The 11,879-nt window shown below is 76.2% G+C and carries 6 protein-coding genes; all 6 read left to right on the forward strand.

Annotated features, from left to right (window positions below):
• Positions 1-205: 205 nt before the first annotated feature.
• From OG710_RS18440 to OG710_RS18465, 6 genes are read left to right on the forward strand one after another with little or no spacing between them, the layout of a single operon-like run.
• Positions 206-1,624, forward strand: coding sequence for a 3-phosphoshikimate 1-carboxyvinyltransferase (locus tag OG710_RS18440; protein WP_330240303.1), 1,419 nt, complete (start codon positions 206-208; stop codon positions 1,622-1,624).
• Positions 1,621-2,904: an aminotransferase class III-fold pyridoxal phosphate-dependent enzyme gene (locus tag OG710_RS18445; protein ID WP_330240304.1), complete on the forward strand. Its 1,284-nt coding sequence runs from the start codon at positions 1,621-1,623 to the stop codon at positions 2,902-2,904. Before OG710_RS18440 ends, OG710_RS18445 begins: the two co-directional genes overlap by 4 nt.
• Positions 2,901-4,175: a Coenzyme F420 hydrogenase/dehydrogenase, beta subunit C-terminal domain gene (locus OG710_RS18450; RefSeq protein ID WP_330240305.1), complete on the forward strand. Its 1,275-nt coding sequence runs from the start codon at positions 2,901-2,903 to the stop codon at positions 4,173-4,175. Before OG710_RS18445 ends, OG710_RS18450 begins: the two co-directional genes overlap by 4 nt.
• Positions 4,172-5,239, forward strand: coding sequence for a zinc-dependent alcohol dehydrogenase (locus tag OG710_RS18455; protein ID WP_330240306.1), 1,068 nt, complete (start codon positions 4,172-4,174; stop codon positions 5,237-5,239). Before OG710_RS18450 ends, OG710_RS18455 begins: the two co-directional genes overlap by 4 nt.
• Positions 5,236-7,173 carry a non-ribosomal peptide synthetase gene (locus OG710_RS18460; RefSeq protein ID WP_330240307.1) on the forward strand — a complete coding sequence of 646 codons (1,938 nt, stop codon included), beginning with the start codon at positions 5,236-5,238 and terminating at the stop codon, positions 7,171-7,173. Before OG710_RS18455 ends, OG710_RS18460 begins: the two co-directional genes overlap by 4 nt.
• Positions 7,166-11,878: an SDR family oxidoreductase gene (locus tag OG710_RS18465; RefSeq protein WP_330240308.1), complete on the forward strand. Its 4,713-nt coding sequence runs from the start codon at positions 7,166-7,168 to the stop codon at positions 11,876-11,878. The genes OG710_RS18460 and OG710_RS18465 overlap by 8 nt, the downstream gene beginning before the upstream one ends.
• Position 11,879 lies beyond the last annotated feature (1 nt).

Below are 11,879 nucleotides of genomic sequence, written 5' to 3' on the forward strand. Positions count from 1 at the left end.
GGGGTGTCCGGATGGGGCCAAGTCACGGGGTGGCCAGCGCGAACCCCTGTGACCCGGCCCCCGCCCGTGGCAGCTTGAGCCGGGCCCCGGCCGACCCCCGATCCGCCGAGGTCCGCAGCGCGGCGGACCCGCCGGCCGGCCTGCCGCGGTGCCGGGTTCCCCCGGACCACCCGTCGGTGACCGGGCGTCAGAAGAGGAGTATCCCGTGCCAGAAGTCCAGAGCTTCGCCATGCCGATGACCGATTCGGCGGACCTCGTGGTGGACGGCGGCCGGACCACGCGCCCCGGTAGGGCGCACCGGGTGACCGTGCCCGGCGACAAGTCGGTGAGCCACCGGGCCCTGCTCGCTGCCCTGCTGCCCGGCGCGCCCGCGACCCTCACGGTGCGGGGCGCCAACACGGGCGGCGCGGTGCGCGCGCTGCTCCCCGCGATGCGCGCCCTCGGCCTCGGCGTCGGCACCGAGGGCGACGCGCTCGTGGTACGGCGGCCCGCGGCGCCCCGGCCGCAGCCCGTACGGCCCCACCCGGACGTCGACGTCTGGCCGCAGGACGTTCCGTATCTGCAGACGGAGGGGTCGAGCGCCGCCGCGCGCCTGCTGATCGGCGTACTGGCGGGCACCGGCACGCACGCCGTCGTCGACGGCGACGAAGTGCTGCGGCACCGGCCCATGGACTGGCTGGTGGACCCGCTGACCGAACTCGGCGCGGACCTCACCTATCTCGGCGAACCCGGCCGGCTGCCGGTACGGATCGCCGGCCCGGTGAGCCGCCCCGGCACGGTCGACCTGCGCGTCGGCAGCGCCCAGGCCCGCTCCGCCGTGGTGCTCGCCGCGGTGGCGGCCGGACTGCCGGTGACGGTCCGCCACCCGGTCAGGTCGCGGGACCACACCGAGCGGATGCTCGCCGCGTTCGGCGAGGGCCTGACCTCGACGGAACACGAAGTCGTCTGCGCCGGCCGGGGATACACCGTGCCCGCCGTCATCGACATCCCCGCCGACCCGTCGCTCGCCGCCTACCCCATCGCCGCCCATCTGCTCTGGGGCGACGGCGGCACGCTCCGGGTGCCGCGGGTCTGCCTCAACCCGACCCGGCTCGGCTTCTTCGACGTGCTGCGCGCCGCCGGGGCCGACCTCTCCTACGAGGACCGGGGCACCACCGCCGGCGGGGAGCCGGTCGGCACCGTTGTCGCGCGCGGCGGACTGGCCGCCGTGACCTCCGTACGGGTCGACAGCCCGGCCGTCCTGCACGCCCTGATCGACGAGGTCCCGCTGCTGGCCGCGGTCGCCGCCACCCTCCCCGGCGACTCGTGGATCGGCTGCGCCGGGGAACTGCGCTTCAAGGAGACCGACCGGCTCGCCACCACGGCCCGGATGGCCGAGGCGTTCGGGGCCACCGTCGACGTGGCCGGCGACGGACTCACCGTCCGGGGCGGCTCGGAGCTCGGCGCCGGTCCCGTACCCGGCTTCGAGGACCACCGGATCGCCATGGCGGCCGCGACCCTCGCCACGGGCCTGCCCGGCCGCACCACCGTCTCCGGCGGCGCCTGCCACCGCACGTCGTTTCCCGACTTCGCCGATGTGCAGCGTGCCGTCGGCGCCAGGATCTGCGAGGACAGCAACCGATGACGGAAGTGAAGGCCCCCGCCCCCACCCCCGCCCCCGAGGCTCGCTCCACCGGCACCGTGCTCGGACCCGAGTTCGCCACCGGCAGCGGCCCCTGGCTCTACACCGAGGACGGCACCGCCTGGTTCGACGGCACGTCGGGCAGCGGCGCGGCGACCCTCGGCCACCAGCACCCCGCGGTCACCGGGGCAGCCGCCCGGCAGCTCGGCCGGCTCACCCACACCGGCTGCAAACTCGGCTCCGACGCCCGCGCCCGGATGGTCCGCGCCCTCGCCCGGATCAGCCCGTACGAGGACCCGGCCGTCCTGCCCACCACGACCGGCGCCGAGGCGGTCGAGTCCGCGCTGAAGATCGCCCGCGCGGTCACCGGGCACCGCGCCGTCGTCGCCTTCCGGCACGGCTATCACGGCAAGACCGCGGGGGCGCTCGCGCTGACCTGGCGGGCCGCGTTCAAGACGTACAGCGGCCTGCCGTCCGGCTCCGTGGTGCGCGCGGAACTGCCCGACCCGCGCCGGCCCGGCCCGGACGACGCCCGCGACCTCGCGGCGGCCCTGTCCGCCGCGCTCGACGAGGCCGACCTGCTGGGCGGGACGGCCGCGGTCGTCCTGGAACCGGTCCAGGTCACCGAGGGCGTGCTCGTGGTGGCCCCGGCCCTGCTCGACGAGATCGCCCGGCAGGCGCACCGCAGGGGCGCGCTGCTCGTCCTGGACGAGATCTACACGGGCCTGGGCCGCGCCGGCCGGATGTTCGCCGCCGAGACGATGACCGAGCGGCCCGACCTGACCCTGCTCGGCAAGACCCTGGGCAACGGCTTCCCGGTCGCCGCCGTCGTGGGCGAGCGGCACGTCGTCGACGCCCTGCCCGCCGGGGTGCAGACCTCCACCTTCTCGGGCCACCCGGTCTCCTGCGCCGCGGCGGCCGCCGTGCTCGACACCGCGGCCGAGGTCGACCTGCCGGGCCGGGCCCGCGCCCTCGGCGCCCGGCTGCGGACCGACCTGGACGCGCTGGCCGGCCGCCACCCGTGGATGGACGCCGTCCGCACCGCGGGCGCGCTCGCCGCCTTCGACTGCGTACGCGACGGCCGGCCGGACCCGGCGCGGGCCCGCGCGGTGCTGAGGGCGGCCCTGGACGGGCGGCTGCTGCTGTTCGGCGGCGGCCCGGAGGACGCCACCGTCAAGATCGTCCCGCCCGCGCTGCTCGACGAAGACGCGTACCGACACCTCATGAACGGCCTGGCAGCCGCGGTCACCGCGGCCGACTCCTGTAGCGAGGAATCCCTGTGACGTTCCAGCAATTGCAGAAGGACGTACTCGACCTCGACCTCTGTACCGTGTGCGGGGCCTGCCAACTCGCCTGCCCGGCCGCGGTCATCGGCTTCGACGGGCTCGCCCCGGTGCTCACCGCCGCGTCCTGGACCGACACCGACTGCGGCGACTGCGCCGACTGCCTCGACGTCTGCCCCGGCGCCGACCCCGCCACCCCCGCCGCCGAGGAGCGGCTGTTCGGCCGCACCCGCACCCCCGAGGAGCGCTGGACCGGCATCTTCTCCGAGGTGGTCGCGGGACACTCCCTCGACCCCGACGTGTTCGAGGCGTCCGCCAGCGGCGGCACCCTCACCGCGCTCCTGCAGACCGCGATGGTGGCGCTCGGCGTGGACGTCACGCTCTCCATGGGCCGCGACCCGAACGAGCCGTGGCGCGCCGCCCCCGCACTCGTACGGGACCCCGCCCGGCTGACCGAGACCGCCCAGTCCACCTACCAGCTGGCGCCCTACCTGGGCGCGCTGCGCCGGGTGATGGACGAGGAGCCGGACGCCAGGGTCGCCCTCACCGGTGTGGCCTGCCACATCCAGGCCCTGCGCAAGCTCCAGGCGATGGACACCGCGGCGGGCCGCTGGGCCCGCGACCACGTGGTGCTGGCCATCGAGCCCGCCTGCTCCTCCAGCACCCGCCCCGAGGGCACCGCCGCCGTCATCCGCGACCGGGCCGAAGTGCCCCTGGACTCGGTGGTACGGCTGCGCTACCGGGAGGGCGAGTATCCGGGCGACATCAGGATCGGGACGGACGACGGGGCCGAGCACCGGGTCGCCTTCTGGCAGGCCGTCCGGGACTTCGCCGGCAACAAGACGTACCGCTGTCTGTCCTGTGGCGACTGGATGTCGGGCCTGGCCGACGTCAGCGTCAGCGACGGCGACCCCAACATCTTCGCCGCCAGCGTGGGCGGCGGTGAACAGCCCAAGCACGGGCGGGCGTTCATCCGCACCGAGGCCGGCGCGCGGGCCGTCGCCGAGGGACTGGCCCGAGGGCTGCTCACCCACCGCCCCGTCGACCTCACCGGCCTCAACCTCGGACTGGAGCGCAAGCGCAACCGGCGCGCCTCGTACGAGAGATCGGGCAAGCCCACCCCGATGGGCCCCATCCCCGGCTTCCGCGAGGACCTGGAGATCGTCCCCGACGAGCGCTGGATCGCCGCCCCGGCCGCCCCGGCCGCTCCCACTGCCTCAGCCGCTCCCACCGCCCCGGCCGCTCCCGCCGCCACCGAGGAGCGGCGATGACCGCCCCGCCCGCCGCCCGCGCGCTGCGCACCCGGCGCCTGGTCGCCGGCGGCGCCCCGCTCCCCGTGCTGGAGGAGGCCGACTGCCCCGCGCCCGGCCCCGGCGAGCTGCGCGTCCGCGCCTCCTGGAGCCTGGTCAGCCCCGGCACCGAACTGCACTACCTGGACCGCTCCGCGCGCACCGGTGAACGCTTCCCGCTCGGCTACTGCTCCGCCGGGGTCGTGGAGGCCGCAGGCCCCGACGCGCCCGGCTTCGCCCCCGGCGACCGGGTCATCGCGATGGGCTGGGGCGAGGCCGTGCACGCCGGGGTGATCACCGCCGGGTACCGGCTCTGCCGGAAGGTCCCGGACGGGCTCGCCCTCGCGGACGCCGTCGTGGCCAACCTGGCCGCCACCGCCGTCCACGCCGTCGACCGCGCCGGACTCGCCCCCGGTGACGAGGTCGCCGTGGTCGGGGCGGGCATCGTCGGCCAGCTCGTCGCCCAGACCGCCGCCGCCCTCGGCAACCGGGTCACCCTCCTCGACCTGCGCCCGGACCGGCTCCGCGAGGCCGCCGCGCTCGGCGTCGACGTCGCCGAGGCCGCCCCGTTCCTGGCCGACACCCGTACCTCCGCCGAGGGCGGCCGCTGTGTGCTGCTGTGCGGCACCGGCGACGCCGACGAGACCGTCGCCGCGGCGGTCCGCTGGGCGGGCCGGGCCCCCGGACGGCCGCGGCTGGTCGGCGTCGGCCGGTTCGCGGCCCGCGTCGAGTTCAGCGTCGAGCTGGGCAACCTCGACATCCGGTACGCGGCCCGCTGCGGCGCCGGATACCGCGACGCCTCGTACGCGCGCGGCCGCAGCGACGTCACCGCGCCGGACGGCGAGGGCACCGTCACCGAGAACCTCCAGCGCGCCCTGGACCTGATCGTCGACGGCGGCATCCGGCCTGCGGCCATGAACCTGCCGCGCTTCCCGCTGGAACGGGCCGGCGAGGCGTACGCCCAGCTGCGCGCGAGGCCCGCCCACCCCGCGGTCCTCTTCTCCCACCGCACCGGCGACCGACCAGAGGAGCACCCCGCACCGTGACCCCCGCCACCCCGTCCGGCGCGCCGGACACCGGCCACCGCCCGTTCCCCGCGGCCGAGCGGGCCGGCACCCTGGTCCACCGCTTCCTGGAGACCGCCGCCGCGCACCCCGGCCGGGAGGCGGTGGTGACCCCCGGCACCCGGTGGACGTACCGGGAGACCGAGGAGCTGTCCGCCCGCGTGGCCGCCGGGCTCGCCGACGCGGGCCTGCGCCCCGGCCGGCGCGTCGCCCTGCTCTTCTCGCACGGCGCCGAGATGATCGCCGCCCTCCTCGGAGTGCTGCGGGCCGGCCTGTCGTACGTGCCGCTGGACGCCGCCTACCCCGAACCGCGGCTCGCGTACATGGCCCGCGACTCCGGGGCCGCCGCCCTCGTCACCCTCCGCGCGAGCCTGCCGGCGGCGACGGCGCTCGCCGGGGGCCGGCCCGTGCTCGCGTACGAGGACCTGGCGCGCCACGACGCGACCGGCCCCGAGGTCCGCGCGACGCCGGACGGCGAGGCGTACGTCCTCTACACCTCGGGCTCGACGGGCCGCCCCAAGCCCGTCACCCAGGTGCACCGCAACGTGCTGCACCACACCCGCGTCTGGACGGACGGCCTGCGGATCGGGCCCGGCGACCGGCTGACCCTCCAGTCCGCGTACAGCTGGGACTCCGCCGTCCAGGACACCTTCGCCGCCCTGCTCAACGGCGCCGCCCTCTACCCCGTCGACCTCAAGTCGCTCGGCGTGGCCGGACTGCTGGAATGGATGGCGCGCGAACACCTCACCGTCTACCACTCGACCCTGCCCGTCTTCCGGGCCCTCGTACGGGCGATGGAGTCGCGCGGCACCGCCCTCCCCGCCATGCGCCTGCTCGCGCTCGGCGGCGACACCCTCCACCTCGCCGACCTCGACGCCTGCCGGCGCGCCTTCGGACCGCACTGCCTGGTCGCCGGCGCCTACGGCTCCACCGAGTGCTCCTGCGCGCTGCTGCGCGTCGCGGACGCCGGCTACCGCCCGCCCACCGGGGTCTTCCCGCTCGGCCTGCCCGTCACGGGCACCACCGTCCGCCTCCGGGACACCGAGGGACGGACGGTGGAGGGGCCCGGCGAGGGCGAGATCGTCGTCGTCAGCCCCTATCTCGCGCCCGGCGCCGCCGCCCCCGACCTGTCGTACCGCACCGGCGACCTCGCCCGGCGGCTGGACGACGGCACCCTGCTGCTCATCGGGCGCGTCGACTTCCAGGTCAAGATCTCCGGCATCCGGGTCGAGACCGGCGAGGTCGAGAGCGTCCTCAAGGACCTGCCGCAGATCCGCGAGGCCGTCGTCATGCCGTACACCGACCGGCTCGGCGAACGCCAGCTGGCGGCCCACCTGGTGGCCGCGCCCGGCACCCGGCCCCGCCCCGCCGCACTGCGGGCGGCCCTGCGCGGCATCCTCCCGGACCACGCCGTCCCCACCGCGTACGTCCTGCTCGACGAACTGCCGCTCACCGCCAACCACAAGATCGACCGCAGGGCGCTGCCCGACCCGCTGACCGCCGCGCAGCCGGCCGCGGGGCCCGGCCCGCACCCCGGCGGCTCCCTCGAACGCGCCGTCGCCGACGCCTGGTACGAGGCGATCGGCGTCGCGGACGCCGGCCCCGACGACAACTTCTTCGACCTCGGGGGCACCTCGCTGCGCATGGCGGCCGTCCACGAACGGCTGACCAGGACCGTCGCCCCCGGACTGCGGATGACCGACCTGTACCGGGCCCCGACCGTACGGAGCCTGGCCCGGCTGATCCGGCGGGCCGCCGGCCCCGCGGGGCCGGGCGGCGAGGACGCCGCCGCCGGCACGGCACGCGGCGCCCGCCGCCGCACGGTCCGCCGCCCGCGCCGCCCCGAGACCCACTCCCCGACACTCCCGCCCCCCGGCGGGGACCGAACCCTGGCCCCTGGAGGGACCCGTGACTGACCACGCGTACGACGACTCAGCCCTCGATGGCCGGATTGCCGTCGTGGGCCTGGACTGCCGACTGCCGGGCGCCCGTGACCACACGGAGTTCTGGCGCGACCTGCTGGCCGGCACCGAGCGGATCGCCGACGTGGACGAGGGCACGCTGAGCGCCGCCGGAGTCCCCCCGGAGTCGGCCGCCGACCCCCGCTACGTACGCCGCGCCTCGGCCGTCGAGGACGCCGACCTGTTCGACGCGTCGTTCTTCTACCTCAGCGCCCGCGAGGCCGAGCGGATGGACCCGCAGCTGCGGATGTTCCTGCAGTGCTCCTGGGCCGCGCTCGAACACAGCGGCCACGACTCGGAGCAGTATCCGGGCCGCATCGGCGTCTTCGCCGGCGCGCTCAACAGCACCTACCTCCTCAACAACGTGCTCACCGGGGAGAAGGGCTTCAACGGGTCGATCCGGCGGATGCGCCAGGACCTGCCCACCCTGATGGGCAACGACCCCAACTACCTGGCGACCCGCGTCTCCTACCACCTCAACCTCACCGGCCCCAGCATCTCGGTGCAGACGGCCTGCTCGACCTCACTGGTCGCGGTGCACACCGCCGTCCAGAGCCTGCTGTCCCAGGAGTGCGACGTCGCGCTCGCGGGCGGCGTGGCCCTGCGCTTCCCGCAGGAGGCGGGATACCTCCACGAGTCCGACGGCATCGCCTCCGCCTCCGGCACGGTCCGGCCCTTCGACGCCGGGGCCGACGGCACGGTCTTCGGCAACGGAGCCGGCGTGGTGGTCCTCAAGCGGCTGGCCGACGCGCTCGCGGACGGCGACACGATCTGGGCGGTGGTCCGGGGCTCCGCCGTGGGCAACGACGGCGCCGACCGGGCCGGTTACGCGGCGCCCGGCGTCTCCGGACAGGCCGCCGTCCTCGCCGAGGCGCTGGCCGTCGCCGGCGTGGACCCCGCCGACGTCAGCTATCTGGAGGCGCACGGCACCGGCACCCGGATGGGCGACCCGATCGAACTGGCCGCCGCGGCCCAGGCCTACGACGCCGAGGGCGCCCCGCCGCTCACCATCGGCTCGGTCAAGGCCAACCTGGGCCACCTCAGCGTGGCCGCAGGCGTCACCGCGTTCATCAAGTGCGTCCTGATGCTCCACCACCGCACCCTCGTACCCACCCCGCACTTCACCGCCTGGAACCCGGAGTGCGCCGTCGAGGGCACCCGCTTCCGCGTCGGCACCGCCGCCGAACCCTGGGAGGGCGACGGCCCCCTGCGCTGCGCCGTCACCTCCACCGGCATGGGCGGCACCACCGCCCACGTCGTCCTGGAGGAGGCCCCGCAGACCGGCACCCGGCCCCGCGCCGGCGCCGCGCCCGTGGTGGTGCTCCCGGTCTCGGCGAAATCACCGGCCGCCCTGCAGGCCGCCCGTACCGCACTCGCCGACCACCTGGAGGCCACCGCCCCCGCCGACGCGGGGGAGTCCGGCGACACCGGCCTCGACGACACGGCGTACACCCTCGCCACCGCCCGCCGCACCTTCAACTACCGGACCGTCGTCACCGCCCCGGACCGCGCCACCGCCGTACAGGCCCTGCGCAGCGGCGACCCGCGCCACAGCCACCAGGACTCCGGGCAGCCCGCCGGCCGCCCCGTCGTCCTGCTGTTCCCCGGCCAGGGCACCCAGCACCCCGCCATGGGCCAGGGCTGGTACGAGCACCTGCCGGTCTTCCGCGCCGCCCTGGACGAGTGCGCCGAACTGCTCCTGCCCCACCTCGGGCTCGACCTGCGGGACGCGCTCTACCCGGCCCTGCGCGGGACCGGCGGCGCGTCCGGCGGCCCGAGCCTGGACCGCACCCTGCTCACCCAGCCCGCCCTGTTCGCCGTCGAGTACGCGCTCGCCCGGCAGTGGCAGGAGTGGGGCGTGCACCCCGCCGCCCTCGTCGGCCACAGCGTCGGCGAGTACGTCGCCGCCACCCTGGCCGGGGTCTTCCGGCTGCCGGACGCCCTGCGGGTGATCGCCGAACGCGGCCGCCTGGTGGACGCGCTGCCCGGCGGCGTGATGGCCGCCGTCATGCTGCCGCCCGGCGAACTGGCCGCATACCTCGGCGACGACGTCGCGCTGGCCGCGGTCAACGAGCCCGCCGTCTGCACCGTCGCCGGGACCAGGGAGGCGGTCCGCGAGCTGACCGCCCGGCTCACCGCGGACGGCGTCGCCCACCGCAAGGTCGTCACCTCCCACGCCTTCCACTCGCCGATGATGGACCCCGCCGTCGAACCGCTCACCGAACTGCTGCGCGGCATCGAGCTGAACCGCCCCCGGATTCCGTTCCTGTCCAACCGGACCGGGACCTGGATACGGGACGAGGAGGCCACCGACCCCGCCTACTGGGGCGCCCACCTCCGCGACACCGTCCGGTTCGCCGACTGCCTCGCCACCCTGCTCGCCGACGACGACCACGTCTTCCTCGAAGTCGGCCCAGGCCAGACCCTGGCCACCTTCACCCGCCGCCACCCCGACCGCGAGACCGGAGTACCGGTCATCACCTCCGCCGCGCGCGGCCGCGACGCCGGCGCCGACCTCACCGCGGTGCACGCCGCGCTCGGCCGGCTCTGGGCGGCGGGCCTGCCGGTGGACTGGACGGGCTTCCACGCGGGCCGGGGCAGCGGCCGGGTGCCGCTGCCCACCTACCCCTTCGAGGGCACCCGCTACTGGATCGAACCCGGCTCCGACACGCTGACCGCGGCGACCGGCCGGAGCGCCGCCGCCCCGGCCGGGAAGCTGCCGCTGGACGACTGGCTCTCGGCGCCCGTGTGGCGCCCGGCCGTCGGCACCCCGGACACCGGGGCCCGGCCGCTCACCGACCCCGTACTCCTCTTCGCCGACCCGGACGGCACCGCCGAGCGCCTGAGCGCCCACGCCTTCGCCGGCGAGGTGCTCATCGTGCGCGCGGGCGACGCGTACGGCCGCGACGGCGACACCTGGACGGTGCGGCCCGACTCCGAGGAGGACCACGGCCGCCTCGTCGCCGACCTGCTCGCCGAGGACCGGCTGCCCGGCCACCTGGTGCACGCCTGGTCCACCGGCGCACTCCCGCCCGAGCCCGGCGTCGAGCGCTTCGAGCAGGCCCAGCGGGCCGGCCTCTACAGCCTGATCGCCCTCGTCAAGGCGCTGAGCGAGCACGGCGTGACCCGCCCCGTCCAGCTCGACCTGGTGAGCGCCGGAGCGTACGCGGTCAGCACCGCCGAGCCCGAACCGGCCGCCGAACTGGTCACCCTGGCCGTGGCCGCCCGCGTCATCGGCCAGGAGCACGGCAACATCGGCTCCCGCCACTTCGACCTGCCCGCCCGGCCCGACGAGCGGTCGCTGCGCACCCTCGCCGCCGAACTGGGCTCCTTCCGGCGCCCGGAGGTGGCCGTCACCCTGCGCGGCGCCACCCGCTGGGTCACCGAGATGGCCCGCGTCCGCGCGGACTGGAGCGCCCCGGCCGCGTCCCGGCTGAAGGACGGCGGCGTCTACCTGATCACCGGCGGGCTCGGCGAGATCGGCTCCACCATCGCGGCCTGGCTGCACCGCGAGTGCGGCGCCCGGCTCGCCCTGCTGACGCGCGAGGCGCTGCCCGCGCGGGCGGCCTGGGACGGCTGGCTGGAGGAGCACCCGCACGACGACGAGACGGCGCTGCGGATCAAGCGGCTGCGCGCCCTGGAGGCCGCCGGGGCCGCCCCCTTCCTCGTCAACGCCGACGTCGCGGACGCGGACGGGCTGCGTACCGCCGTCGAGAAGGTGAAGGCCCAGTTCGGCGGGCTCGACGGGGTCGTCCACGCGGCCGGCCTGCCGAGCGAGCAGTGGGACCGCGCCGTCACCGCGGCCGGCGTCGAGCAGTGCCAGTGGCACTTCGTGTCCAAGGCGCACGGCCAGATCGCCCTGGAGAAGGTCCTCGCCGACCACCCCGTCGACTTCTGCCTCATGCTCTCCTCCCTCGCCGGGGTGCTCGGCGGTCTGCGGCTGCTCGGCTACGGCGCCGCCAACCACTTCATGGACGCGGCGGCCGAACGCGCCAACCGGGGCCTGGACCGCACCGTGTGGATCAGCGCCGCCTGGGACGTGTGGCAGCACCACCAGGACGAGAAGCGGGCCCTGTCGGCCATCGGACGCAGCATGGACGACAAGGCCATCCAGCCGGACGAGGGCCTGGAGACCATCCGCCGGCTCCTGACGCTGCGCGACGTCTCCCATGTCGCCGTCTCCACCTGGGACATCGACCACCGGCTCGACCAGTGGGTGCGCGACGAACGCATCGCCACACCGGTGGCCGGCGTCCCCGCGGGCGAGGCGGGCCCGGACGCCGCGTCCGGCGACCTCACCGACCAGGTGGCCCGGCTGGTGCGCGACGCGCTGGGCGCCGAGGAGATGCCGCTCGACGGCGACATCTTCGAGTTCGGCGGCGACTCGCTGCTGATCGTCCGGCTGCTCTCGAACGTGCGCGAGCAGTTCTCCGTCGAGGTGTCACTGGCCGACGTGCTCGGCGACCCGACCCCGCGGGCGCTGGCCGGCCTGGTCGACGACCGGCTCCGGGCCACCGCCGCCACCGACGACGAAGTCGCGCTGCTGGCGCAGGAGCTGGACGGGCTCGACCCGGCCGAACTCGAACGACTGCTCGCGGCGGCCGAGAACGACCCGGCCGCGGACCCGGCGGCCGGCACCTCTCAGGAACAGGAGCGCTGAG

The organism is Streptomyces sp. NBC_00525 (genome assembly GCF_036346595.1).
Lineage (GTDB): Bacteria > Actinomycetota > Actinomycetes > Streptomycetales > Streptomycetaceae > Streptomyces.

Excerpts from the sequence above, each read along its gene's own strand:
- OG710_RS18455 (WP_330240306.1), top strand. The coding sequence starts at position 4,172 with ATGACCGCCCCGCCCGCCGCCCGCGCGCTGCGCACCCGGCGCCTGGTC.
- OG710_RS18445 (WP_330240304.1), top strand. The coding sequence starts at position 1,621 with ATGACGGAAGTGAAGGCCCCCGCCCCCACCCCCGCCCCCGAGGCTCGC.